The 24,423-nt window shown below is 46.2% G+C and carries 24 protein-coding genes; 12 read left to right on the top strand and 12 right to left on the bottom strand.

Going from position 1 to position 24,423, the window contains the following annotated elements; all coding sequences use genetic code 11:
- Window positions 1–11 precede the first annotated feature (11 nt).
- The 3 genes from QUE60_RS08130 to rsmA are packed head-to-tail and all read left to right on the top strand — an operon-like array spanning window position 12 to window position 3,172.
- On the top strand, window positions 12–1,418 hold the full coding sequence (locus QUE60_RS08130; RefSeq protein WP_286226700.1) for a peptidylprolyl isomerase: 1,407 nt from the start codon (window positions 12–14) through the stop codon (window positions 1,416–1,418).
- A complete protein-coding gene (gene pdxA / locus QUE60_RS08125; RefSeq protein ID WP_286226699.1) occupies window positions 1,402–2,397 on the top strand; it encodes a 4-hydroxythreonine-4-phosphate dehydrogenase PdxA in 996 nt (331 codons plus the stop codon). Before QUE60_RS08130 ends, pdxA begins: the two co-directional genes overlap by 17 nt.
- Window positions 2,381–3,172 (top strand): 16S rRNA (adenine(1518)-N(6)/adenine(1519)-N(6))-dimethyltransferase RsmA, encoded by a 792-nt coding sequence (gene rsmA / locus QUE60_RS08120; RefSeq protein ID WP_286226698.1) that lies wholly within the window; start codon window positions 2,381–2,383, stop codon window positions 3,170–3,172. Before pdxA ends, rsmA begins: the two co-directional genes overlap by 17 nt.
- Here rsmA and QUE60_RS08115 read toward each other — a convergent pair whose 3' ends face one another.
- From QUE60_RS08115 to miaB, 8 genes are all read right to left on the bottom strand, one after another.
- Complete coding sequence (locus QUE60_RS08115) at window positions 3,173–3,913, bottom strand: lysophospholipid acyltransferase family protein (RefSeq protein ID WP_286226697.1); 741 nt, start codon at window positions 3,911–3,913, stop codon at window positions 3,173–3,175. It abuts the gene before it with no gap.
- Entirely contained in the window at window positions 3,910–4,482 is a 573-nt protein-coding gene (gene gmhB / locus QUE60_RS08110; RefSeq protein ID WP_286226696.1) for a D-glycero-beta-D-manno-heptose 1,7-bisphosphate 7-phosphatase, read from the bottom strand. The genes QUE60_RS08115 and gmhB overlap by 4 nt, the downstream gene beginning before the upstream one ends.
- Window positions 4,479–6,608 carry a glycine--tRNA ligase subunit beta gene (gene glyS, locus QUE60_RS08105; protein WP_286226695.1) on the bottom strand — a complete coding sequence of 710 codons (2,130 nt, stop codon included), beginning with the start codon at window positions 6,606–6,608 and terminating at the stop codon, window positions 4,479–4,481. The genes gmhB and glyS overlap by 4 nt, the downstream gene beginning before the upstream one ends.
- 15 nt (window positions 6,609–6,623) lie before the next feature.
- Window positions 6,624–7,505, bottom strand: coding sequence for a glycine--tRNA ligase subunit alpha (gene glyQ / locus QUE60_RS08100; protein ID WP_286226694.1), 882 nt, complete (start codon window positions 7,503–7,505; stop codon window positions 6,624–6,626).
- A gap of 65 nt (window positions 7,506–7,570) precedes the next feature.
- Window positions 7,571–9,094, bottom strand: coding sequence for an apolipoprotein N-acyltransferase (lnt, locus tag QUE60_RS08095; protein ID WP_286226693.1), 1,524 nt, complete (start codon window positions 9,092–9,094; stop codon window positions 7,571–7,573).
- Window positions 9,095–9,940, bottom strand: coding sequence for an HlyC/CorC family transporter (locus QUE60_RS08090; RefSeq protein WP_286226692.1), 846 nt, complete (start codon window positions 9,938–9,940; stop codon window positions 9,095–9,097). It lies immediately after the preceding gene.
- Between the two features lie 54 nt (window positions 9,941–9,994).
- Window positions 9,995–10,444: an rRNA maturation RNase YbeY gene (gene ybeY, locus QUE60_RS08085; protein WP_286226691.1), complete on the bottom strand. Its 450-nt coding sequence runs from the start codon at window positions 10,442–10,444 to the stop codon at window positions 9,995–9,997.
- 8 nt (window positions 10,445–10,452) lie between these two features.
- A complete protein-coding gene (miaB, locus tag QUE60_RS08080) occupies window positions 10,453–11,811 on the bottom strand; it encodes a tRNA (N6-isopentenyl adenosine(37)-C2)-methylthiotransferase MiaB (RefSeq protein ID WP_286226690.1) in 1,359 nt (452 codons plus the stop codon).
- A 136-nt stretch (window positions 11,812–11,947) separates the two neighbouring features.
- On the opposite strand from miaB, the gene htpG reads away from it, so the two are divergent.
- Both htpG and QUE60_RS08070 read left to right on the top strand, forming a co-directional pair.
- Window positions 11,948–13,846, top strand: a complete 1,899-nt coding sequence (gene htpG / locus QUE60_RS08075) for a molecular chaperone HtpG (RefSeq protein ID WP_286226689.1) — start codon at window positions 11,948–11,950, stop codon at window positions 13,844–13,846.
- A 10-nt stretch (window positions 13,847–13,856) separates the two neighbouring features.
- Window positions 13,857–14,243, top strand: coding sequence for an OsmC family protein (locus tag QUE60_RS08070; RefSeq protein ID WP_286226688.1), 387 nt, complete (start codon window positions 13,857–13,859; stop codon window positions 14,241–14,243).
- On the opposite strand, the gene QUE60_RS08065 is transcribed toward QUE60_RS08070, so the two are convergent.
- Both QUE60_RS08065 and QUE60_RS08060 read right to left on the bottom strand, forming a co-directional pair.
- A complete protein-coding gene (locus QUE60_RS08065) occupies window positions 14,235–14,540 on the bottom strand; it encodes a glycine zipper domain-containing protein (RefSeq protein WP_286226687.1) in 306 nt (101 codons plus the stop codon). The two genes, QUE60_RS08070 and QUE60_RS08065, sit on opposite strands and share 9 nt — an antisense overlap.
- A 23-nt stretch (window positions 14,541–14,563) precedes the next feature.
- On the bottom strand, window positions 14,564–14,920 hold the full coding sequence (locus tag QUE60_RS08060) for a Rap1a/Tai family immunity protein (RefSeq protein ID WP_286226686.1): 357 nt from the start codon (window positions 14,918–14,920) through the stop codon (window positions 14,564–14,566).
- A gap of 111 nt (window positions 14,921–15,031) precedes the next feature.
- Here QUE60_RS08060 and QUE60_RS08055 point away from each other — a divergent pair, with 111 nt between their 5' ends.
- From QUE60_RS08055 to QUE60_RS08045, 3 genes are read left to right on the top strand one after another with little or no spacing between them, the layout of a single operon-like run.
- Complete coding sequence (locus QUE60_RS08055) at window positions 15,032–16,234, top strand: ammonium transporter (RefSeq protein WP_286226685.1); 1,203 nt, start codon at window positions 15,032–15,034, stop codon at window positions 16,232–16,234.
- Between the two features lie 23 nt (window positions 16,235–16,257).
- A complete protein-coding gene (locus QUE60_RS08050; protein WP_286226684.1) occupies window positions 16,258–16,782 on the top strand; it encodes a gamma carbonic anhydrase family protein in 525 nt (174 codons plus the stop codon).
- A gap of 7 nt (window positions 16,783–16,789) precedes the next feature.
- Window positions 16,790–17,722, top strand: a complete 933-nt coding sequence (locus QUE60_RS08045; RefSeq protein ID WP_286226683.1) for an AEC family transporter — start codon at window positions 16,790–16,792, stop codon at window positions 17,720–17,722.
- On the opposite strand, the gene maiA is transcribed toward QUE60_RS08045, so the two are convergent.
- Window positions 17,715–18,386 (bottom strand): maleylacetoacetate isomerase, encoded by a 672-nt coding sequence (gene maiA / locus QUE60_RS08040; RefSeq protein WP_286226682.1) that lies wholly within the window; start codon window positions 18,384–18,386, stop codon window positions 17,715–17,717. The two genes, QUE60_RS08045 and maiA, sit on opposite strands and share 8 nt — an antisense overlap.
- Window positions 18,386–19,984 carry a gamma-glutamyltransferase family protein gene (locus tag QUE60_RS08035; protein WP_286226681.1) on the bottom strand — a complete coding sequence of 533 codons (1,599 nt, stop codon included), beginning with the start codon at window positions 19,982–19,984 and terminating at the stop codon, window positions 18,386–18,388. The genes maiA and QUE60_RS08035 overlap by 1 nt, the downstream gene beginning before the upstream one ends.
- Before the next feature lie 211 nt (window positions 19,985–20,195).
- Here QUE60_RS08035 and QUE60_RS08030 point away from each other — a divergent pair, with 211 nt between their 5' ends.
- From QUE60_RS08030 to QUE60_RS08015, 4 genes are read left to right on the top strand one after another with little or no spacing between them, the layout of a single operon-like run.
- A complete protein-coding gene (locus tag QUE60_RS08030) occupies window positions 20,196–21,296 on the top strand; it encodes a TRAP transporter substrate-binding protein (protein ID WP_286226680.1) in 1,101 nt (366 codons plus the stop codon).
- A 20-nt stretch (window positions 21,297–21,316) separates the two neighbouring features.
- Entirely contained in the window at window positions 21,317–21,841 is a 525-nt protein-coding gene (locus tag QUE60_RS08025) for a TRAP transporter small permease subunit (protein ID WP_286226679.1), read from the top strand.
- Complete coding sequence (locus tag QUE60_RS08020) at window positions 21,834–23,159, top strand: TRAP transporter large permease (protein WP_286226678.1); 1,326 nt, start codon at window positions 21,834–21,836, stop codon at window positions 23,157–23,159. The genes QUE60_RS08025 and QUE60_RS08020 overlap by 8 nt, the downstream gene beginning before the upstream one ends.
- Window positions 23,149–24,396, top strand: a complete 1,248-nt coding sequence (locus QUE60_RS08015) for a Coenzyme F420 hydrogenase/dehydrogenase, beta subunit C-terminal domain (protein WP_286226677.1) — start codon at window positions 23,149–23,151, stop codon at window positions 24,394–24,396. Before QUE60_RS08020 ends, QUE60_RS08015 begins: the two co-directional genes overlap by 11 nt.
- Window positions 24,397–24,423 lie beyond the last annotated feature (27 nt).

The following is a 24,423-nucleotide window of genomic DNA, read 5'->3' as shown; positions in this document are numbered from 1 at the left end:
TAAAGTTCAGCATGCTTCGTTATTTGATGGTATGTGGATTCTTGGGCGTGTTGTTTAGTCAGCCATTAGGTGCACAAAATAATCCGTCTCCTAATGAGCCTAAGATCGTAAACATTGATGGCGTAGTGGCGGTTGTTAACACTGGGGTTGTAACGCGCAAGGAAATTGATGATCGGATTGCCTCGATCCAAAAGCAAGCACCAGCTGGCGGAAAAAAACTGCCAGAGGGTAGCGAGCTGCGTAAGCAAGTGCTCGAAAACTTGATCTTAGAGAAGATTCAAATGCAGGAAGCTGAGCAAACTGGTTTAGCCGTTAACGATAAAGAGCTCAATAAGATTATTGAAGACATTGCAACTCGGAATAAGTTGACCTTCAATGAATTTCGGGAGACAGTTACCAAATCAGGCATGAGTTTTCAGCGCTATCGGGAGTTGTTGCGTGAAGATGTTCTAAAAGCGCGTTTACGAGAACGAGAGGTTGACTCACAAATTAAGATCTCCGATGCTGAAATCGATAACTTTATTGTTGAGCAGATGCAGCGTCGCGGAGCAGAGCCTGCTGCAGCAGGCTCAGGCCCCGAAGAGATTGCAGTTGCTCAAATTTTTATTCCGGTAGAAGACGGAGCTGGCCCTAGCGCTCAAGCTGATGCCAGAAAGCGTGCTGAAGCATTATTAAAAGAAGCACGCGGGGACGCTGATTTTATGCAACTGGCCGCTCAAGCCAATAAAGAGAACTCTCGAATTAAGTTTCAGGATCTTGGCTATCGGACCCAAGATCGTTTACCTCAAATCTTTGTTGAGGCTGTAAGAAATCTTGGCCCTGGCCAAGTGGCACCATCAGTAGTACGAAGCCCAGCCGGCTTTCATGTACTAAAAGTCATGGATCGACGTTCCAGCGGTACGGGGGCCCGCGCAGCGACTAGTAATGCTAATCCGGCGGATCTCACCCCACAAAATATGATTGTTACGCAAACACTAGCGCGACATATCTTGATTCGTCATCGTCAAGGATTGCAAGACGCCGATGTTGAGCGACGCCTACAAGGTTATCGTGATCAGATTCGTGCTAAGACCGCTGATTTTGAGTCTTTGGCAAAGAAATTCTCGGAAGATGGCTCAGCCCAGAATGGCGGCATATTGGGTTGGATGGGTCCTGGCGAATTGGTGCCCCCATTCGAGATTGCCATGAACCGCTTACAAATCGGCGAAGTGAGCGATCCTGTTAAGACGGAATTTGGTTGGCATTTAATTCAAGTGCTCGAGCGGCGCGATGCACAATTAACGGTTGAGAAGCAACGTGAGTTTGCTCGAGCTGCCATTCGAGAGCGTAAGTTCGAGCAAGCCTACCAAGACTGGTTGCGTCAATTGCGCGATACGGCGACTGTCAAGATTTTGAATCTGGATGAGCAAGTCCGTTAAGCTCGCACTGAGTACTGGGGAGCCTGCTGGCATTGGCCCTGAAGTTTCATTAGCAGCTGCCAAAGCCTTCGTAGCAGATCATGCGGATGTAGAGATCAGCTTATTTGGCGATCGGCAGTTATTTGCAAATGAGATATTACCGCCTCAAATCCAAGTTGCACATATCCCCCTAAATTACCCACCACAATCTGGTGTTCTTAATTTAGCCAATGCGCAGTACGTGCTTTCCTTGATAAAAGCGGCTAGTGATTCATGTCGAGTTGGTCAACATCACGCACTCATCACTGCACCCGTTCAAAAAAGTATTTTGGATACACCGCAGCATCCATTCACAGGACACACTGAGTTTTTGGCTGATCTTGATCAGCAGCGCCAGGTCGTCATGATGTTGTGCGGTGAAATCCCCCAGGCACTCAGTGGCAAAGGGCAAGCAATCCCCTTACGAGTTGCTCTTGCCACCACCCATTTGCCTATTGGTGAGGTTGCCGGTGCAATTCAGTTTGAGACTTTATTAAGTACCTTGAGAATCATGCAAAAAGATTTGCAGGCACGCTTTGGGATTACAAAGCCCCGCATTGCGGTGACCGGCTTAAATCCCCATGCTGGAGAGGACGGCCATCTTGGTCGCGAGGAGCTTGAAGTGATTATTCCTGTGATTGAGACTGCTAAACACGAGGGGATTTTGGCTTCTGGACCGTATCCAGCCGATACCTTATTTCATGCGGATCGCTTGCATTCATTTGATGCAGTCTTGGCCATGTACCATGATCAAGGCTTAGCCCCCTTTAAGTTTGCAAGTTTTGCTAAGGGAGTGAATGTGACCTTGGGTCTCTCATACATCAGGACTTCGGTTGATCATGGCACAGCCCTCGATATTGCTGGACATGGTAGGGCGGATTGGCGGAGTATGTTTGCTGCTTTACAACTCGCACGAGAGTTGGCTCTTACAAAATTGAATCACGATGCATCGAGCACGTAAGCGCTTTGGACAGAACTTCCTGATCGATCAGGGAGTAATTGCTGCGATTGTGAATGCTTTAAATCCGACACCTTGCATGCACGTTCTTGAAATTGGCCCGGGGCTTGGTGCGCTTACCCGACCTTTACTCGAGCGACTTGAAAAACTTGAGGTACTTGAAATCGATCGTGACATTGTTCAGACATGGCAAGAAGCAAAACAGCGAGAGCGGTTAGATGGCCTGATCATTCACGAAGGAGATGCTCTTCAATTCGACTTTGCTAGCTGGGCTAAGCAAGCCAAGCTTTCGAAAGAGCGTTGCTCCTTGATTGGCAACCTGCCTTATAACATTTCATCGCCGTTGCTATTCCATCTGATTGCAGCAGCTCCATGGGTCGATGAACAAATCTTTATGTTGCAGGCTGAAGTGGTGGAACGTATTGCTGCATCAGCGGGCGATTCAGAGTACAGCCGCTTATCGGTCATGTTGCAAGCAAGGTACCACGTGGATTATTTATTAGATGTGCCGCCGACTGCGTTCGAGCCGCAACCCAAAGTAGATTCTGCAGTGATTCGGATGATTCCGCGTGCTGATTTTGCTTTAACACCAGCACAATGGGATGCGCTCAGCCAGGTTGTGGCCTTGGCCTTTGCTCAGCGTCGCAAAATGTTACGCAGTAATTTACAGAGTATTGCTGAGCAACTAAATCTGACCGATACGGATCTAAAAGCACGCGCCCAAGATATTTCAGTGGAACGTTATATTCAGTGGGCGTTGATGCTATCAGGGAAGTGATTATTTGGCTTGATAGGCTGTTGGGTCAATTCGTCGCATTTCAGCCTCGATCCAGGTTTCTACGGCCTCATGTAATTGATCCCCAGATTTGCCCTGGGAGGGTATTGACGGTCCAATGGAGACTGTAATGCGCCCAGGGTATTTCAAAAAGCTATTTCGTGGCCAGTAGCGCCCGGCATTGTGGGCGACTGGTAATACGGTTGCTCCCGTGAGTCCGGCTAAGCGGGCCCCACCCTTACGATAAGGCTTATGGGATCCAACGGGTGTTCGGGTGCCCTCAGGGAACAAAATCATCCACTTACCCGCCTTTAAACGCTCCTTGCCTTGATTGGCAACTGATATTGCAGAGCCACCTGTGTCCGAACGGTTGATATGAATCATGTTCAGCAATCCAATCACCCAACCAAAAAATGGAATCCATAACAGTTCACGTTTAAATACATAGCAAAGCTCTTTAGGAAAAATCTGTAAGAACGCGATCGTTTCCCAAGCCGATTGATGCTTGCTAAGAATGACCACAGGCTGATCAATCACTGCCTGTATATTATCCCTTCCTAGAACCTCAAACCGAACGCCGCAAAAGAATTCCAGGAAAAAGATAATGCTTCGACCCCAGAACTGAATGATGCGATAGCGAGCATGCTCATTTAGAAATGGAAATGTAATTAAGCAGAAAACTGCATACAGCGGCGTGTACGTTACAAGACTAATAAAAAAAAGAAGTGAACGAAGCCAAATCATGACTGCGCCAAAATTGATTGTGCAAAACCCATCAAATCCTCATGGATCTGAGCATTGTTAGGTAACTCAGCCCTATTAACATCGCGACCTTTCCCTGTTAGGACCAAGTGCGGACTGGCGCCCAGAGCCGTTCCTGCCAAAAGATCACGTAATGAATCGCCCACGAGAGGAACATTGCTTAATGGCAATGCTGGATTTGCAGGACTTTTTAAATAACGGTTTGCAATTTGTTGCATTAAGCCCGGTTTAGGCTTGCGGCAGTCACAGTGATCGGCATCAGTATGGGGGCAAAAGAAAATACTATCAATCCTGCCACTCAGTGGTTTGAGCAAATCCATCATTTTCTGGTGCATCGCATGCAATTCATTTAGGCTGTAATAGCCACGTGCGATACCCGATTGGTTGGTGGCAATAGTCAGGGTGTAGCCTGCCTGAGAAAGTAATGCAATCGCTTCTAAGCTATTGGGAATCGGGATCCACTCATCGCATGATTTCACATAATCGTCACGATCTTGGTTAATCACCCCATCACGATCCAAAATAATTAGCTTATCGACTTTAACGGTCATGCAAGTTTGCCAATATCAGCAACTAAATTCATTTGTTGGTGGAGGCGCTGTAGTAGAGCAAGGCGATTATTTCGAAGCTCAATATTCTCATCCATCACCATCACATCTGCAAAAAATTGATCCACTGGCTCGCTGAGCGAGACTAGATCTTGCAATAGATCAATCAACTGTTGGGCTTGGAGTTTCTGATCGAGTAGCGGTTGTAATTGAGTAAGGGTGGTATATAAATTCTTTTCAGCTGCAATGGTGAGCAAACTTGAGTTGATCTCCACATTCACTTTACCATCAACCTTCTTCAGGATGTTGCTAATTCGTTTATTGGCCCCTGCGAGCGCAGCTGCTTGCGGTAATTGATTAAAACTTCGAATGGCCAATAAACGTGCAATTAGGTCATTGATTTTTTGCGGATGGGTACTTAGTACCGCATCAATCTCTAAGGGGCTAAATGTAGCTCCATCAACGACTTGATCTTTTAAATATGCTTTTAATCGATCCAGAATAAATTGATAGATAAGCTCTTCATCAATCTCGATCTTCAAAGCTAGATTCAAAAACTGCTGCTTCGCAAGACCAATGAGTTGCTTGAGATTGAGTGGTAGATTCTTTTCTATTAGCAGCCGGCAAATGCCCAAGGCATGGCGTCGCAGTGCATAGGGGTCCTTATCGCCTGTGGGCGCAAGACCGACGCCCCAAATCCCAACAATAGTTTCTAATTTATCGGCAATCGCCAATACGGTTCCCACTAAGGTTTGTGGCAGAAAATCCCCAGCAAACCGAGGAAGATAGTGCTCGTAACACGCGGCAGCGACATCGGGTGCTTCACGATTAGCTAAGGCGTAGTAACGCCCCATGACCCCTTGGAGTTCTGGGAACTCGCCAACCATATCCGTTAACAGATCGGCTTTGGCAAGTTGTGCAGACCGGTCAACCTCTTGTAGATTAAGCTGTAATCCAGTTTGATTCAGGCTGTTAGCAATTTCATTGGCTATAGCTCGGACCCGCTCAGAACGCTGTAACTGATTTCCTAATTGATTGTGATAAATCACCTTGGCTAAATCAGGAACGCGTGATTCTAGAGTGCGCTTTTGATCTTGCAGATAAAAGAAGCGAGCATCAGCCAAACGGGGGCGAATAACACGCTCATTCCCAGAAATAATTGACCTTGGTTGATCCGTTTGTATATTCGAGACGATGAGAAAGCGATTGCTTAGCGTGCCATCTTGATTGATCAAGGCAAAGTATTTTTGATTGGTTTGCATCGTCAGAATCAAGCATTCCTGAGGAACTTTCAAAAACTCAGGATCAAATTCGCAGGTATAGATCGCCGGATACTCTACCAAGGCAGTAACCTCATCCAAAAGAGCGTCTGGCATTAAAACCCGCAGGCCGTTGGCAGCCTTTTGTAACTCAGATTCAATGTAAGCGCGGCGCTTGGCAAATGAAGGGATTACTTTTGCAGCCTCAAGTCGGGCCTCGTACTCCTGCGCATCGCCAATGGTAATAATCCCGGAGGATAAAAAACGATGACCTTCAGTTTGCTTGCTTGCATCAATTCCCAAGGCATGAATCGCAAGCGTCTTCGATCCGTGTAATGCAATGATGCGGTGCACAGGCCTTGCAAATTGAACTTCCTCAATTGCACCTGATTGCGTTTGAATCTGGTAATGCATCATCTTTGCAATCGGCAAATGATGAATTGCATCCACTAGGGCCTGTTGTAATGTCGATTCAAGACGCGCACCTATGGCAATCATATTTAAATAAAGTGCTTCATTTTTACCTTCACCACTGCGTTCCAGTTGATTCAGTGGAGTATCAGAGTGACCTAAGCTTGCCAACTTTTTAGTAAGCGCTTGACTGGGTTTGCCTTGTGCATCAAAGGCAATTGAGAGTGGCAACAGTTTCTCTCGCACCGGATAATCTGGCGCTTGATCCAATACATCGCTAATGAGAACTGCTAACCGTCGAGGGCTGGCAAAAGACTCACAGGTGCTACTGGCGCTTAGTAACTGAGCTTTCTTTAAACTTTCGTAAATCGATTGTGAAAGGGATTCGCCTAAACGTTTGAGTGATTTTGGGGGAAGCTCTTCGGTAAATAGTTCGAGCAGTAAGGGGAGATGGTTCATATAGAAATTAATGCCTTAATGCGCTTTGGTTTGCAACATGGGAAAGCCTAATTGTTCGCGTGATTCGTAATACGCTTGCGCGACCAATCGTGATAGATTGCGAATACGACCAATATAAGCAGCACGCTCTGTGACTGAAATAGCCCCACGCGCATCCAGAAGGTTAAATGTATGGGCTGCTTTTAAAACCATCTCATACGCAGGTAGTGCAAGCGCTTGCTCCATTAGGCGCTTTGCTTCGCTCTCGTACTGATTAAAGTTTGCGAACAGGAACTCTGTGTTGGAGTGCTCAAAGTTATAGCGCGATTGCTCTACTTCGTTTTGGTGATATACATCACCATAGGTCACACCGTCTGTCCAGACAAGATCAAAGACGTTTGAGCAGTTTTGCAAGTACATCGCTAAACGTTCAATTCCGTAGGTAATCTCACCTAACACGGGTTTGCAATCTAAGCCACCCACTTGTTGAAAATACGTAAATTGAGTCACTTCCATCCCATTAAGCCAAACCTCCCAACCAAGGCCCCATGCCCCTAAGGTCGGGTTCTCCCAGTCATCTTCCACGAAACGAATATCGTTTTGCTTCAGATCAAGCCCCAAAGCCTTTAAGGAACCTAGATACAAATCCAAGATGTTCGCAGGTGCTGGTTTTAAAACAACTTGGTATTGATAGTAGTGTTGTAAGCGATTTGGGTTTTCACCATAACGACCATCCTTGGGACGGCGTGAAGGTTGAACATAGGCTGCCTTCCAGGGTTCGGGACCAATGGCTCGCAAAAAAGTGGCTGTATGCGAGGTACCGGCTCCAACTTCGAGATCGATAGGCTGCAACAGCGCACAACCCTGTTGGTCCCAATAATCTTGAAGTTTGAGAATAATTTGTTGAAACGTTAGCATGCTACACAATGATTTTTTAGATAAGACCTTGATTTTACTCGGCAAACCAAGGACTTGTTAAAAAATCAGTTCGGTCGTGTTCTTCGCCAATAGCCAATCCCCAAGGTAAAAAGTACCCAGATCAAAATTGGCCAATTACCCCAGATCACATAAGGCGTTCGTCCCTCAAAGGCTTGTACACGCAGCTCAAGCTCGCCCTGCACAAATTGGGGAAGGCTTGCTATGACTCGTCCACGCTCATCAATCACTGCAGTGATTCCGGTATTAGTGGCGCGTAAACTGGGCAGGCCAGTTTCAAGAGAGCGCAATTGGGAGAGGCGCAATTGCTGCATGGGGGCTTGCGATTGGCCAAACCAAGCCAAGTTGGTCACATTCACTAAAAGATTAACTGGATCTTGGCTATTACGAATTCGGGTGGCGATTTCGTTACCAAAAATATCCTCGTAGCAAATTGAGATGGCTGCATAAAGGGGGCGATCTGTATTGGAGCGGGGACGAATTGAAAATGGGGCTTGATCAATCGATCCTCTGGCAAAGTTACTCATCGGCACTTTAAAAGCATCCACAAACCACTGAAAACCTGGAGGAATAAATTCGCCAAAAGGAACTAAGTGATGTTTATCGTAGCGGTAGATCGACTGCTCTTTAGAAAACCCGCTGACTCGATTGGAATACTGAACCGCAGTATCGCCTTTAGTAATTTTGCCAATTAAGCCAAGTAACACATGACTATCTGTCTCATTCACAAACGTTTGAATGCGTTCAATCGACTGATCAGGAATATCTGTCTCGGGCCATGGGAATGCAGTCTCAGGGACAATGATTAAGTCAGCCGGGGCTTTAACAATTGCATCACGATAGAAATGAATCTGTTTAAGAATTTCGGCGGGATTAAATTTGAGGCTTTGTTCAAAATTTCCCTGGATCAGTCGCACTGAGATGGGTGAGTCTTTGGGGCTGGTGAAGGACCACATTCCCAAGATCTGGATAATTACAACCACTCCCACGATGCCAACGATATTTCGTAGTCGGGGTCGACTCAATTGCAAGGCGGTCCAGATAAATAAAAAGGTACAGGCTAGGCCGCCGAAGTAGGGTGCAATATTGGCAAATGGACCATTTACTTGCGACTCGGCAAATCCCATCCAGGGAAAGCCAGTAAAGATCTGACCCCGCAAATATTCGGTTAGCACCCATGCGGCAGGTATCGCAAGAGATCGCCACGCAGAATAAGTAACTTGCTTTGCAATCAGATTAGCTAATCCAAAATAGATCGCCATGAGACTGGCTAGAGCGAAAACAGCAAGGCTTGATAACCAGACTGTCATTCCACCAACATCGTGTAGGCTAATAAAAATCCACCAAAGAGCGATTACAAAATAGCCCAGGCCAAGTAAGTATCCATCCCGAAATGCCTGACTGGATTTTGCCTCGCCGTTCCCGCCCAGTATGTATAGAACATAAGCAAATATGGCAATTTGAATGAAGCCACTAAAGGGAAGCTCACTCGCGACTGCTAAGAGAACCCCTAAAAAAACAAGTAAGGCGCCATAAACAACGGGATTGGCCTGAAGACGACTACTTTGCAATTAAGAATCGGTGGTAGAAACGTTGGGGGTTGCAATGCGGCGCATCAGAAGAATATGGACCTGACGGGGATCGGCACGTTGGACCTCGAATTCATAACCATCAATACGAACCCGCTCGCCAAATTTTGGTACTCGACCTAAATGTTGAATGACTAGCCCGGCAACGGTTTCTACATCTTCTGCCGAGAAGTCAGTTTTTAACTCATCATTGAGCTGTTCTAATTCGGTCATGCCCTTGATACGATAGTCGCCATTTTTTAAGACGGTGATATTGTCGGCCTCCTCATCGATGTCATGCTCATCTTCAATATCACCAACAATTTGCTCAATCACATCCTCAATCGTAATCATGCCAGCCACACCACTGTATTCATCGACCACAATAGCTAAATGATTACGGTTATTGCGAAAGTCCTTGAGCAGTACACTCAAACGCTTTGATTCAGGAATAAATACAGCTGGCCGAAGCCAGTCGCGAACCTGAAAATCCTTTTCAGTGAAATGGCGCAAGAGATCTTTGGCTAATAGAATCCCAATGACTTGATCTCGATTGCCTTCATACACTGGGAAGCGCGAGTGACCAGTTTTAACCACATCCGCAATGATTTGAGATAAGGGCGCATTGATATCAATCCAGTCAATCTGGGCGCGAGGAAGCAAAATATCGCGAGCGGATAATTCGCCAACCTGAAAAACACCCTCGATCATTGAAAGGGCATCGGCATCCATAAGCCCTTCGGCTTGGGCTTCACGAAGAGTCTCAATCAACTCTTTGCGCTGCGCTTTGGGATCAGAAGACTGGTCAGAAAAAAACGCGCTTAGGCGATCAATCAGGCTATTTGACATAAATTAATAGACAGCATAAAACATTTTGATGACTCTCCATCAAACGAATCATTTTTAGTAAGGATTTGCAAAGCCAAGCGATTGCAATATCTTGATCTCTAAGGCTTCCATTTGTTTGGCATCTTTTGGCTTTAAATGGTCATAGCCTTTGGCGTGTAAGCAGCCATGAATCAAAAGATGGGCGAGGTGGGCCACGAGCGGCTTCTGCTGTTCTTTAGCTTCTTTGCGCAGGATTGGAAGACATAAAACAATGTCTGCTTCGATCGATTTTCCCTGTGTTGGATAGGAAAAAGTGAGAACATTGGTCGGCTTATCAAAGCCGCGAAAAAATAGATTGAGATCATGAGCCTCGGCTTGATTTACAAACCGAAGCGTGATCATTGCCTTGTATTGAAAACAGGCCCCAGCCCATTTACGAATTTGCGCCAAACTCGTAATCCTCAAAACCTGATTTTGCAGGGCTTGCGTAGCAAACTGGAGATCAAGGTTTAAGGTTTGGCTCATTAATCAATCTAAACCAAAGAATGAATAATTTCACCGCGTAGAGTGTGCTTTAGAACTTCGGTGACCTTAACCTCTAACATCTGTCCAATCCATTGATCGACTGCGCTTTGATCAGCATCTCCTTCAGGGATCACGATATTGACGACACGATTGTTCTCAGTACGCCCTAGTAAATGTGCCTTATCTCTCGTTAAGCCCTCAATCAGGACGCGCTCATCATTACCTAACATTGCTTGGCTGACCGTAAGTGCTTGAGAATCAACTTGCGCAATCAAACGTTGCAAGCGCTTTAATTTGACTTCATAGGGCGTATCGTCTTCTAGATTGGCTGCAGGAGTGCCGGGCCGAGGACTAAAGATAAATGAATAGCTATTATCAAATTGCAGTTCGGTCACCATATCCATTAGCTTCTCAAAGTCAGCTTCGGTTTCCCCAGGAAAGCCTACGATGAAGTCACTTGAAAGCGAGAGATTGGGACGAACAGAGCGCATTTTGCGAATAATGCTTTTGAACTCTAAGCTCGTATAGCCTCGTTTCATTGCCGACAAAATTTTATCAGAGGCATGCTGTACGGGAAGGTGTAAATGACTTACTAATTGCGGGACTCGGTTATAGACATCAATTAGGCGTTGGGTAAATTCTTTTGGGTGACTCGTGGTAAATCGAATCCGCTCCAGCCCCGGTATCTCTGACATGTATTCGAGGAGCAGGGCAAAATCAGCAATCTCTGATGTATGGCCCATGAGCCCGCGATAGGCATTGACGTTTTGACCTAATAGAGTGATTTCCTTCACACCCTGTTCGGTTAGGCCCACAATTTCAGTGAGTACATCCTCAAAGGGGCGAGATACCTCTTCACCGCGTGTGTACGGTACTACGCAGTAGCTGCAGTACTTTGAACAGCCCTCCATGATGGAGACAAAGGCGGAACCTTTGGTCTGACGTGAGCGCGGGAGATGATCAAACTTCTCAATTTCTGGAAATGAGATATCCACTTGCGATTGACCAGTGGCGAGTCGCTCATCAATTAGTTTTGGTAAACGATGCAGGGTTTGTGGGCCAAAGACAAAATCCACATGCGGGGCACGATTAATAATTTGCTTACCTTCTTGGCTGGCAACACATCCGCCTACGCCAATTAAAAGGTTAGGCTTTAACTGCTTTAGCTCCCGCAAACGTCCTAAATCAGAAAACACTTTTTCTTGGGCTTTTTCACGGATGGAACAGGTATTTAGCAAGATGACATCAGCATCTTCAATTTGATCCGTTTGGTCCATGCCTTGGGCTGAATGAAGTACGTCGGCCATTTTGTCCGAATCATACTCATTCATTTGGCAGCCAAATGTTTTGATATAAAGCTTTTTCATACGCCGATCTCAGGTTTATAGCGGGGGGCAAGACCCCTATTGTAGGCGATTATCGATACGATTTAGGCTCTTGAAATTGCTTAAGCTGCCCCAATATGTTAAGCAATCAAAAATTAAACAAAAAAGGACATTTCCGATGAGCACAGTAAAAGAAACCCTTGGCTTTCAGGCTGAAGTAAAACAACTTTTGCAGTTAATGATCCATTCCTTGTATTCCAACAAGGAAATCTTTTTACGAGAGCTCATTTCAAACGCTTCGGATGCTGCTGACAAGTTACGCTTTGAGGCGATGACCCATTCGGATTGGTACGAGTCCGATCCAGAGTTAAAGATCAAAATCAGCTTCAATAAAGAAGCTAAAACCATCACCATCAGTGATAACGGGATTGGCATGAGCCGGGATGAAGTGATTGCCAATCTCGGAACCATCGCCCGTTCAGGCACCAAAGAGTTCTTTGCAAAACTCTCTGGCGATCAGCAAAAGGATGCTGCTCTGATTGGTCAGTTTGGTGTTGGCTTTTATTCAGCATTTATCGTGGCTGACAACATCATCGTGGAAACGCGACGTGCGGGCTTACCCGCCTCCGAGGGTGTGCGTTGGGAGTCTCAAGGTGCTGGCGAATTCACGATTGAAACCATCAATCGTCCTGAGCGTGGTACCTCGATCACCTTACACTTGCGCGAAGGCGAAGACGAGTTATTGTCTTCTTGGAAATTGAAATCCATCATTCGTAAGTATTCGGATCACATTTCCTTGCCCATCCAGATGCAGAAAGAGGAATGGGACGAAGAAAAAAAAGAGCAAGTTATAAAAGATGAGTTTGAGACCATCAATCAAGCAACTGCCTTATGGGCTAGACCCAAGTCAGAAATTACTGACGAGCAGTACAAAGAGTTCTATAAACATATTTCCCATGACTTTGAAGACCCGCTAACGTATTCACATAATCGGGTTGAGGGACGTAGCGAGTTCACTCAACTCTTATTCATTCCCAAGAAAGCTAATTTTGACCTGTGGGATCGTAATAAGCGCAATGGCATCAAACTCTATGTAAAACGTGTCTTCATCATGGATGACGCTGAACAGTTAATGCCCATGTACCTTCGCTTTGACACGGGTGTGATTGATTCTGCCGATTTACCATTAAATGTCTCTCGTGAAATCTTACAAGAATCACGCGATGTCAAAACTATCCGTGAGAGCTCAACCAAGCGAGTTTTAACCATGCTCGAGGAGTTGGCTAATAGTGAGGATACTGCTAAAAAAGAGCTATATGCTCAGTTTTGGCAAGAGTTTGGTCAGGTTCTTAAAGAGGGGATCGGAGAAGACGTCGGCAATCAAGAGCGGATTGCGAAATTAGCGCGCTTTGCGAGTACCTACACTGATTCTGCCGAGCAAACGGTTGCGCTTGCTGACTATGTCAGTCGCATGAAGGAGGGGCAAGATAAGATTTACTACGTTACCGGTGAATCCTATAACGCTGCCAAGAATAGCCCCCACCTAGAGATCTTCAAGAAAAAAGGGGTAGAGGTTCTGCTGCTATCGGATCGAGTCGATGAATGGATGCTGTCCTATTTCCATGAGTTTGACGGTAAGGCCTTGGTATCGGTTGCAAAAGGCGGTCTTGATCTAGGTGCCTTGGCCGATGAGGCTGAGAAAAAGGAGCAAAAGGAAACCGAAGAGCAGTACAAGGATTTGATCGAGCGTATGAAAAAATCCCTTGATGGCAAAGTGAAGGATGTCCGGGTTACATTACGCCTGACCGATTCGCCAGCGTGCTTGGTTGCTGATGAGCATGAGCTCTCCGCAAATTTATTACGAATGCTTAAGGCCGCAGGCCAACAGGCCCCGGATAGCAAACCGATTTTAGAAATTAATCCGCAGCACCCACTCGTTCTCAAATTAAAATACGAGGATAAGCAATTTGACGATTGGGCAACAATTTTGTTTGACCAGGCATTGCTTGCGGAAGGGGGTCAATTACAGGATCCCGCAGGATTTGTAAAACGCATTAATCAAATGCTATTGGCATAAAGGATTGGGTATGAGAGCAGTGGTATCTCGATTTGGTAGTGGTAATTTTCAGCAGGCCCTAGAGGTAGGTAATGATCGTTTTATCTCGGATATTGCAAAAGACAAGGGCGGTGATGCTTTAGGACCATCGCCTCACGAGTATCTGGGTGCAGCTTTGGCTGCCTGCACAGGCATGACCCTCAAAATGTATGCCAAGAGAAAGTCTTGGGATCTACAGGATGCAATTGTGACAGTGGATATTGAACGAGAAAACGAGATCGAGAAATTCAAGCGTTCAATCAAGCTTGTAGGTATCACCGATACAGAGCAATCAGGGCGATTGCTTGAGATTGCCAATAAATGCCCTGTTCACAAGGCACTTACTGGCACGATTGAAATTAATACTGAATTACTTTGACCCTGATGAAGAGCTATTCGAGTTGGTAGAGCTCGCTTTACCAGCTTGATAGCCTTTGTTGTATTGGGCTTGCTTGTCTTTCTCATACATGTCGTACACGTAGCCCGAGGCTGCACCAACTGCTGCGCCACCGACTGCACCCCAAATCGGGTTGCTATGGAAGATTGCGGCTCCAACCGCCCCAGCGGTTGCGCCAATTGCGCCACCGGATAAGGTGCGCTGTTGGGTCGTATCCATATTAGAGCAACCCGTAATCAACAATGCGGAACCAAGAATGATAGGTAGTGATTTCTTCATGACCAAATTCTCCTAAATAAAAATTATTTACCGCAAGGAAAGCGACCGGCAAGGTAACGCAATGCGCTATCGGCTGCAGGGGTATTAGCGTATTGCTGATTTTGCTTTGCCCAATTCACATAATCTGCAATGACGGTATCAATCGGGGGTGCAGGTTGCTTTAGGCAGATAAACGGTTTGGCATTCGTTGGGTGGCGGGTTACGAGGTAGGTATCGTAAATCGCAGTTGAGTAACCAACACAAAACGACCGAAATTCCGAGCTAGCAGGAAGCTGACAGTACTTCACGAGCTCTTGGGTACTTAAGGCTTTGTTTTCAGCCATGACTGGGGTGCTTAAAAAAGATACGCCTAATCCAAGTAATAGAAACAGTTTTTTCATTATTAGTCCCTTAAAAAACATAATTTGCACCGAAAGAGTGCAATATTGCGATCGTATTGCTTCACTTCGAAACATAATACCGAAAAATCACTTACAAAAATAGGGGTATTAATGGATGCGATGAAATCTGGGGCCGATGTCCTATTCATTTTGTTGGGCGCAATTATGGTTTTGGCTATGCATGCGGGGTTTGCTTTTTTGGAACTTGGAACCGTGCGTAAGAAAAATCAAGTCAATGCACTAATTAAGATTTTGGTGGATTTTTCAGTCTCCACGATTGCTTACTTTTTCATCGGGTATAGCATTGCGTACGGGGTCAACTTTTTCTCAAATGCTGAATTATTGGCGCAAAAAAATGGCTTTGATCTCGTCAAGTTTTTCTTTTTACTAACATTTGCTGCAGCGATTCCAGCAATTATTTCTGGCGGTATTGCGGAACGCGCCAAGTTTAATCCGCAATTGATTGCTACCTTTGTGATTGTTGGTTTCATCTATCCTTTTTTTGAAGGCATTGTTTGGAACCAACATTATGGAATACAAGGTTGGATTAAAAATCTCACAGGTGATGAGTTTCATGATTTTGCGGGCTCGATTGTGGTTCATGCGGTCGGTGGTTGGCTCGCTTTGCCTGCTATCTTGTTATTGGGTGCGCGCCGAGGACGCTATTCAAAAGAGGGTCAGATCGCAGCGCATCCACCCTCCAGCATTCCGTTTCTCGCCTTAGGCGCCTGGATTTTGACCGTTGGTTGGTTTGGTTTTAATGTGATGAGTGCTCAAACCATCGATAAGGTTAGCGGCTTAGTCGCTCTGAACTCTCTGATGGCCATGGTCGGCGGGACACTTGCTGCATGGTTTGTGGGGCGTAACGATCCAGGGTTTTCATACAACGGGCCGTTAGCGGGACTGGTGGCAGTGTGTGCAGGTTCTGATTTGATGCATCCCTTGGGGGCCCTCTTTGTGGGATTGGTCGCTGGCGCCTTGTTTGTCTATATGTTTACCAAAGTACAGAATCGTTGGAAGATCGACGACGTACTTGGTGTTTGGCCATTGCATGGCTTGTGCGGTTTGTGGGGTGGTATCGCTGCAGGTATATTTGGTCTCACAGCCTTAGGCGGGCTTGGCGGTGTCAATGTTATTGCACAATTAATCGGTAGCTTATTGGGGGTAGCGGTTGCTTTAACCGGTGGATTTTTGGTTTACGGGCTTCTTAAAGCATCGGTTGGGATTCGAATGTCCCAAGAAGATGAATACGATGGAGCTGATCTTAGTATTCATAAAATTTCTGCCACTCCAGATCGTGAGTCCAACTGGTAATTTAGCCTCACTATAATGAGAGGATGGCGATATATGAATTGGATGGTATCTCCCCTGAGCTAGCAGAAGGGGCGTGGGTTGCAGACTCTGCCGAAGTCATTGGGCGAGTTCATCTTGGTAAAAATGCCAATGTCTGGCCACGTGTAGTGATTCGGGGCGATAACGAGCCGATTCGGATTGGAGCTGGCACAAATATTCAAGATTCTGCCGTTTTGCACTCCGACTATGGCTGGCCACTTACCTTGGGTGAGAATGTATCAATTGGTCATCAGGCGATGGTGCATGGCTGCACGATTGGCGATGGCAGTCTTATCGGAATTAATGCCATTGTCCTTAATGGTGCCAAGATTGGTAAAAATTGCTTAGTTGGTGCGGGTGCGTTAGTTACCGAAGGAAAAGAATTTCCAGATGGCTCTCTAATTATTGGAACGCCAGCCAAAGCGGTGAAAACGTTGAGTCCGGAGCAGATTGCTGAGATGAATCGCATCTCCTCACATTACGTCGAGAACGCTGTCCGCTACCGCAAAACCCTCAAGAAAATTTCATAGGTTTTCATTGCTGCACGTTCTTAACGTCATTATTCCGATCTTCGCCTTAATTCTGGCGGGATACATTTGTGGCAAAACCGGTAAATTAAGTTCGAATGCATCAACCGAAATCAATCGGTTTGTAGTTTGGCTCGCACTTCCTGCTCAAATGTTTGACTTCACTGCCCACAGTAATTGGCAGGAGTTGTGGCAACCAGGTTTCATTATTGCGTTTAGCTCGGGTGCCATTTTAGTTTATCTGGCCCTCTTAATTTATTACCGGATTCAAACTAAGGATTGGACCGTTGCTAGTTTTCAAAGCCTGAGCGGTTCATATGCGAACACTGGCTATATGGGCATCCCGCTTCTGCTACTTGCGTTTGGTGAAAGCGGACTTGGGCCCGCAGTGATTGCGACTTTGATTGTGGTGTGCGCACTGTTTGCAGTGGCGATCATCTTTATTGAGCTCGGGGTGCATGCCAAAAAACCGTTTGGTGAAATTATTAAAACCGTTGCTAAATCGCTGGCAACCAATCCTCTATTAGTCGCACCATTTTGTGGGGCGCTATGGGCGACCACTGGATTAGAGCTCTATGCGCCACTGCGCCAGTTTGTGAGTTTTCTGGGCGCTGCAGCTAGCCCGTGCGCCTTGGTGTCAATTGGATTATTTTTGGTTCAAAAAACTGCCGCACCTGCAAAGACCACTTGGAGTCTTGTGTTTGTAAAACTAATCTTGCAGCCATTCGTTGTTTGGGTGGTAGCTGATCCTATCTTGGGATTACCGACGTTTTGGGTTTATGCCGCAGTATTAGTCAGCGCTTTGCCAACGGGTACAGGCCCATTCATGCTGGCTCAGTATTACCGAGCCGATGGTTCGCTGATCTCAAGGGTCGTACTTATTACTACCCTAGGTTCTTTATTTACGCTATCGATCCTAGTGTGGTGGATGACGCCTAGCTAGGCTCTGGATTTTTTCCTTCTGCATCAATTTGATGTTCCCAAGATGCATTCACAAATGCAGACAGTTGCATGCAGTTTTGTGTAATCCGATTTAGGGTTGGATAGCTAGTAAAATTGATCTTGGCATCGTATGCATTAAAGACTTGTGGAACTAAAAATACATCGGCCATACCCGGCTGATCGCCATAGCAGAATTGGCCAACGCGCGGATTGTTCGAGAGACGTTTTTCTAGACTAACAAGTCCCTTTTCAAGCCAATGGTTGTACCAAGCTACGCGCGCTTCATCGCTAACCCCAAGTTTGCCAACGAGATAGCGCAGAACCCGAAGATTATTCAGCGGATGAATATCAGCGGCGATATCTTGTGCCAAACCACGCACCCAGGCCCGATCTTCGATGTTCATTGGTAATAAGGTTGGATTGGGGTATTTTTCTTCGAGGAACTCAATGATGGCCGCAGATTGATGCAAGGTAACGCCCGCATCGATATACAGAGGCACTAAGCCATTTGGGTTGAGGGATTGATAGGATTCCTTGAGCTGCTCACCACCGCCTTTGCGAAGGTGGACTGGAATCACATCGTATTCAATCCCTTTTAGATTGAGTGCAATGCGTACCCGAAAGGCAGCGGAGCTACGCCAGAAGCTATATAGAGTTGGTTTCATCAGAACGATGCTACCGCACCATCGCTTCTGGGGTCCCAGCCACCTTTGAGGATGCCCGATGGCTCGCGAATAATGCAACCTGCGTGTCCAACCGTTTCGTCAAGCTCAGCCAAGATCTCAATGTCATGCCCCATGTCGCGAAGGTGTTGAACTAGCGCTGGATCAAAACGGGATTCCAATTTCAACGTATCACTAGTTTGTCCCCACGTACGTCCTAATAACCAGCGAGGACGGCTAATCGCATCCTGTGGATCCAGTCCATAAATGGCAGTTCGCGTAAATACCGCGCACTGGGTTTGTGGCTGTCCATCACCACCCATGGTTCCGTAAACCATAGACCGGCCATCTTTAAATAAAGCCAGGGCGGGATTTAAGGTATGAAATGGTTTGCGGTAAGGCAAAAGGGTATTGAGTGCGTTTGGATCCAATGAAAAGCTACAACCGCGGTTTTGCCAGTTAATGCCTGTTTTGGGTAAGACAATTCCGGAGCCAAACTCATGATAAATACTTTGAATAAACGATACGCAACGGCCCTCGCCATCAATCACGCCCATCCAAATGGTGTCTGCGGGTCCTCGGCCGGCACCCCAGGGTAGGGCACGCTGACGATCGATCTTATTGGCTAGTGTTTTTAAAAAGCTAGGCGATAAAAATTCTTGGGCATGCTTTTGCATATATGCAGGATCCGTAATGTATTGATCACGAATCTTGAAGGCTTGTTTCGTAGCCTCTACACAGTGATGCACATACTCTGGACTATCGACTGCAAATTGTTTGAGTTTGAGTTGATCCAAAATGCCCAGGATCATCAGCGACACTACCCCTTGGGTCGGGGGCGTCATGTTGTATACATCTGCCAAACTGTGAGCTAGGTGCAAGGGGTTAACTAATTTTGCATGGTGGCGATGGAGATCATCGAGGCGCAGTGGACTGCCCAATTGTTTGAGTTCTTTTGCAATCAACTCAGCGAGCTCCCCGCGGTAATAATCATTCGTACCCTTTTTTGCGATCTGATGCAAAGTATTTGCAAGGCGCTTTTGATAAAACACACTGCCAGTCGCTGGAGACTTACCTTTTACTAAAAACGTCTCTGAGAATCCAGGTTGCGGTGTCAGCTCAGCACGTTTTTTCTCAGTGAGGACAGACTGACTATGGGTTACAGGAACACCATGCTCGGCGTAGTGAATCGCATCTTCGAGTAATCGAGATAAGGGTAATCTGCCGCCTAAACTCTTTTTAGAGAGTTCAAAGGCCGCCCCCCATCCAGAAATCGTTCCAGCAACGGTATTCGCTGCAACTGGTCCACGAAATGGAATTGCACCTGTGATTCCTTGCTCTTGATACCACGAGCGAGTTGCTAAACCAGCAGCGCCTCCGCAGGCATCAATGCCTCCCATGGCTTTACCGGGCGCATGAATCACCCAAAAAGAATCCCCACCAATCGAATTCATATGCGGATAAACGACCGCTATGGTTGCAGCAGCCGAAATCATTGCCTCTAAGGCGTTGCCGCCCTCTCTGAGAACTGCAAGCGCTGATTGAGAAGCGAGTGAGTGGGGCGCAACGGCCATTCCACGGATACCCCATTTTGGTTGCATAGCAATACTTTCCTTTGAACTAAAACGAGGAATAAATTCCCCAAATTAACGAATTAATGCACTGATTTTGGGAATGAATCCAGTGCACGTCTAATTTTTCCCACTAAATTTAATTAGCAGTGAACTACTAAATTTTGGCATATCGCTTCGATTAAGTACTTCATGTATTCGCAACACATTGTTTGGAATTTCATAACCAAGGAGAAAACAAATGAGTTCAACCCGTCGTAAGTTTTTAACCAAAAGTTTAGGTGCTGGTGTTGCTGGTGCCGCCCTTGCTGCGCCTGCCATTGTAAAGGCTCAGTCTGCACAAACGTTTAATTGGAAGATGACCAGTGCCTATCCAAAAGGCGCACCCTTTTATATGGATGGTCCAGGTAGCGCTACTGATTTGGCGAAGCGTATTCTCGAAATGTCAGGTGGTCGTTTACGTATTCAGGTATTCGGTGCAGGTGAACTGATCCCAGCTTTTGAGGGTTTTGATGCAGTGCGTGCAGGCACAGTTGAGATGAATCATGCAAATGCCTATTTCTGGACTGGCAAAACAGCAGCTGCACAATATTTCACCGCCGTGCCATTTGGCCTTAACTTTCAGGGTATGAATGGCTGGCTCTATGACGGTGGTGGTAATGATTTGTGGAACGAAGTGTATGCCCCGTTTGGAATGGTGGCCATGGCTTGCGGTAATACTGGTGTTCAAATGACAGGTTGGTTTAAGAAAAAAATCAACTCTGTAGCTGACCTTAAAGGTTTGAAGATGCGCATTCCTGGGTTGGCTGGCAAAGTCTATGCCAAATTAGGTGTAGACGTGAAGGTATTACCCGCCGGAGAAATTTTTCCAGCACTTGAGCGCGGCGTAATTGATGCTGCTGAGTTTGTTGGCCCATTCCAAGACCGTCGTCTTGGCTTACAAAAGGCTGCTAAGTTTTATTACACCACCGGCTGGCATGAGCCCGCAACCACGTCTGAGTTACTGATCAATAAAGCAGCTTGGATGAAACTACCAAAAGATCTACAGGAAGTTGTTACCAATGCTGCTGCGGCCTGTAATGTGATTGGTGAAGCATGGTGTCAGAAAAATAACGCAGATGCTATGGAAGATTTAGTGAAGAAGCAAGGCGTGCAAGCCTTGCAATTACCAGACTCTGTCATTAAAGCGATGCGTGATGAAACCATGAAGATTCTGAATGAGGAAGCTGCAAAGGATCCGATTACCAAGAAGGTTCATGACTCCTATTTTGCCTACAAGAAAAAATACGATGCTTGGGCAGTCTACAGTGAAGCAGCCTATCACAGCAAGGTTCGTGGTTAATTAACAAATTGGGAGATTCAGTGCAAAAAGCATCGGTAGTTATTGCGTCGCGCATTGAGACCTTGATTGATGTATTTGGCAAGGTGGCCTCCTGGCTCACCTTGTCAATTGTTTTACTGATCGTCATCAATGTGGTCTTGCGTTATTCAATGAGTCTTGGAAGTGTTTGGGCTCAGGAATTGGAGTGGCACCTGTTAGCGGCCATGATTTTATTCGGTATGAGTTATTCCTTACTCCGTGGTGACAATGTACGGGTTGATTTGTTTTACGCCAATTACACTCCGCAGAAAAAATACATTGTCGATATGCTCTCGGCCATCCTTACCGTGTTGATTGCTTTGATCTTTATCAAAGTGTCGATAGGGTATGTCGGGCAATCATTTTCGATTGGCGAGAAGTCGCCTGATCCGGGTGGCATACCGGCACGCTGGTTCATCAAGGGCTTAATCCCATTCGGCTTTGGATTGCTTGCATTGCAGGGGACTGCAGAAGCAATTCGGGTTTATCTCAACCGACCTGGAAACAAGGGGGTGGATCATGTTTAATCCCGAGATCATTGCATTTTTGATGTTGGGCGGGTTTTTTGTCATGCTCATGATTGGTGTGCCCGTTGCGATCTCACTGGCAACTGTTGGATTCGTGTTTGGTTTTATTGGCTTTGGTGACACGCTCTTTAATTTGCTGCCCGCCCGTGTCTTTGGGGTGGTTGGCGGCTATCAATGGCTAGCGATTCCACTGTTTATCTTCATGGGCATCATGCTCGAGAAATCAAGGCTTGCCGATGATTTACTCGATGTGATTGGCCATTTAGCTGGCGGCGTTAAGGGTGGTATGGCAATCGGCATCATTCTCTTTGGCGCCTTAATGGGAGCTACGACCGGAATTGTGGGCGCCACCATCATCACGCTCGGACTGCTCACTTTACCAACTCTGTTAAGGCGGGGATATGACAAAGGGATTGCCTGCGGCACAATTATGGCGTCTGGAACTTTGGGTCAAATCATTCCTCCTAGTTTGATCCTTATTCTGCTCTCTGACATTTTGCAACTTTCAGTGGGTACTCTATTTGCTGCCGCCGTTATGCCTGGTTTGTTGCTAACCACGGTATATATCATTTACTTGTATATCCAGGGATTGATTAAACCTAATCTGATGCCACCCATTCCCCTTGAGGAAAGAAGTAAGGTTTCGGGTAAAGAGCTTTGGGTTCGATTCTGGAAAGTGGTTGTGCCACCCATCATGTTAGTTATTGCTGTGTTGGGTTCCATTGTTGGCGGTATTGCTGCTCCGACAGAAGCTGCAGCAATGGGCTCTTTTGGGGCAATCTTAGTAACCGCATTTTCTGGCCGCTTAACCTGGGAGCGCTTAAAGGCAACGATGGTTGATACCACCAAGATTAGTGCCCTCATGATGTTTATTTTGATTTGTGCCCAAGTCTTTTCTTTAGCCTTTAGAGGGCTCAATGGCGAAGAGTTGATTGCCAAATTATTTAATGTCGTGCCTGGGGGTCTCAATAGTGATATTTGGTTGATGTTGCTCCTTATCTTTGTATTAGGGTTTTTCTTGGAATGGATTGAGATCAGCTATATTGCTGTCCCGCTATTTATGCCTGTTTTGTTATCCCAAGGTGCCGACCCAGTTTGGGTAGCAATGATGATTACGGTATGTTTGCAATCATCATTCTTAACCCCGCCATTTGGTTGGGCCCTCTTTTATCTCAAAGGGGTTGCTCCACCCGAGGTACAAATTAAACACCTTTACAAAGGCGCCATACCCTTTATTGCGATGCAGGGCGTGACACTATACTTAGTGTTCCAGTTCCCTCAAATCTCACTATGGTTGCCTAAATTAATTGGATGGTAAAAAAGTAATTGGCATTGAATCACTCTCGCACTCGGGCCCTGCGCCCGAGCGCGAGCTCTGTACTGACTGTGGCATTTCTCGTTCATCTGATCCCAAGCGCTGTGGTCGAGCCTGTCAGTTTATTGACCCTCAATACGAATCCCTTGAGCAAGCAATTCATGGAAAAGACCGAGCATTGAGTGGCGATCAACTCTTCTTTGGAGTTTATCGCAAGATGTACCGAGCCAGTATGCATGATCCGCTCAAGGGTGCCCAGTGGACCGGAATCACAACCTCGATTGCTAGCCAACTTCTCAAGAACAATTTAGTAGATGCCGTATTAACAATGGCACCAGATCCTGACGATCGCTGGCGTCCCATGCCTGTCCTAATTACAGATGCAAAAGAGCTCTATCAAGCACGGGGTATGCGGATGGGATACGCCCCGCTTCTAGCGCTTCTTGACGTCGCAAGAGAAAGAAATTACCAACGGCTTGGAGTGATTGGCATTCCTTGCCAGGTCTATGCCTTGAGGGCCTTAGAAAAAGAGTTAAACCTAAAGAAACTCTATGTGATTGGCACACCCTGTTCAGACAATACCAGCACTGAGAACTTTCACGAGTTTTTACAACTGATTGATGAGAGTCCAGAAGAGATCACTTATTTAGAGTTTAGAGCCGACTACCATGTGGAGTTGAGATATCAAGATGGACGAAAAAAAACAATTCCATTTTTGATGCTGCCGTTATCCAAGCTTAGACCTGATTTTTTCCCGTTGACGTGTAGAACCTGCGTGGATTACACCAATGCTCTCTCCGATATCACGGTTGGCTACATGGGCGGCTCTGGCGAGCAATGGTTAATTGTGCGCAATCAACAGGGAGAGGAATTACTGAATTTATTAGGTAATCAAATCAAACTAAGCGAACCAGAGAGCGCTGGTAATCGTGTGGGTCCGGTCAAAGGATTTATGAAAAACGTTGAGTTAGCCGCTGGCGGTTTGCCGCTGCGACAGATGCCCAATTGGTTAAGACCCATCGTCGGGTGGCTCATGCCAAAGATTGGACCCAGGGGGCTTGAGTTCGCAAGAGCGCGGGTGGAGATGAAAGCCATTGAAACGGTATTGCATCTTCGCAGAGAACTGCCAAAGAAGATGAAAAACATGGTGCCCAATCATGTTTGGCTGCTGGTTAAGCCATATAGCTTAGAAGCTAAATCCGACGAACTAAAAAATCACCTAGAGAGAAATAACAAATAGGGCAATGATTAAAAGATTTAGGATGCC

It is taken from the genome of Polynucleobacter sp. HIN11, from assembly GCF_030297675.1.
Taxonomy (GTDB): Bacteria; Pseudomonadota; Gammaproteobacteria; order Burkholderiales; family Burkholderiaceae; genus Polynucleobacter.
This window is presented reverse-complemented; position numbering and strand designations above follow the sequence as displayed.

Coding starts and splice junctions, on each gene's coding strand:
- QUE60_RS08130 (WP_286226700.1), top strand. CDS start 12: ATGCTTCGTTATTTGATGGTATGTGGATTCTTGGGCGTGTTGTTTAGT.
- pdxA (WP_286226699.1), top strand. CDS start 1,402: ATGAGCAAGTCCGTTAAGCTCGCACTGAGTACTGGGGAGCCTGCTGGC.
- rsmA (WP_286226698.1), top strand. CDS start 2,381: ATGCATCGAGCACGTAAGCGCTTTGGACAGAACTTCCTGATCGATCAG.
- QUE60_RS08115 (WP_286226697.1), bottom strand. CDS start 3,913: ATGATTTGGCTTCGTTCACTTCTTTTTTTTATTAGTCTTGTAACGTAC.
- gmhB (WP_286226696.1), bottom strand. CDS start 4,482: ATGACCGTTAAAGTCGATAAGCTAATTATTTTGGATCGTGATGGGGTG.
- glyS (WP_286226695.1), bottom strand. CDS start 6,608: ATGAACCATCTCCCCTTACTGCTCGAACTATTTACCGAAGAGCTTCCC.
- glyQ (WP_286226694.1), bottom strand. CDS start 7,505: ATGCTAACGTTTCAACAAATTATTCTCAAACTTCAAGATTATTGGGAC.
- QUE60_RS08090 (WP_286226692.1), bottom strand. CDS start 9,940: ATGTCAAATAGCCTGATTGATCGCCTAAGCGCGTTTTTTTCTGACCAG.
- ybeY (WP_286226691.1), bottom strand. CDS start 10,444: ATGAGCCAAACCTTAAACCTTGATCTCCAGTTTGCTACGCAAGCCCTG.
- miaB (WP_286226690.1), bottom strand. CDS start 11,811: ATGAAAAAGCTTTATATCAAAACATTTGGCTGCCAAATGAATGAGTAT.
- htpG (WP_286226689.1), top strand. CDS start 11,948: ATGAGCACAGTAAAAGAAACCCTTGGCTTTCAGGCTGAAGTAAAACAA.
- QUE60_RS08070 (WP_286226688.1), top strand. CDS start 13,857: ATGAGAGCAGTGGTATCTCGATTTGGTAGTGGTAATTTTCAGCAGGCC.
- QUE60_RS08065 (WP_286226687.1), bottom strand. CDS start 14,540: ATGAAGAAATCACTACCTATCATTCTTGGTTCCGCATTGTTGATTACG.
- QUE60_RS08060 (WP_286226686.1), bottom strand. CDS start 14,920: ATGAAAAAACTGTTTCTATTACTTGGATTAGGCGTATCTTTTTTAAGC.
- QUE60_RS08055 (WP_286226685.1), top strand. CDS start 15,032: ATGGATGCGATGAAATCTGGGGCCGATGTCCTATTCATTTTGTTGGGC.
- QUE60_RS08050 (WP_286226684.1), top strand. CDS start 16,258: ATGGCGATATATGAATTGGATGGTATCTCCCCTGAGCTAGCAGAAGGG.
- maiA (WP_286226682.1), bottom strand. CDS start 18,386: ATGAAACCAACTCTATATAGCTTCTGGCGTAGCTCCGCTGCCTTTCGG.
- QUE60_RS08035 (WP_286226681.1), bottom strand. CDS start 19,984: ATGCAACCAAAATGGGGTATCCGTGGAATGGCCGTTGCGCCCCACTCA.
- QUE60_RS08030 (WP_286226680.1), top strand. CDS start 20,196: ATGAGTTCAACCCGTCGTAAGTTTTTAACCAAAAGTTTAGGTGCTGGT.
- QUE60_RS08020 (WP_286226678.1), top strand. CDS start 21,834: ATGTTTAATCCCGAGATCATTGCATTTTTGATGTTGGGCGGGTTTTTT.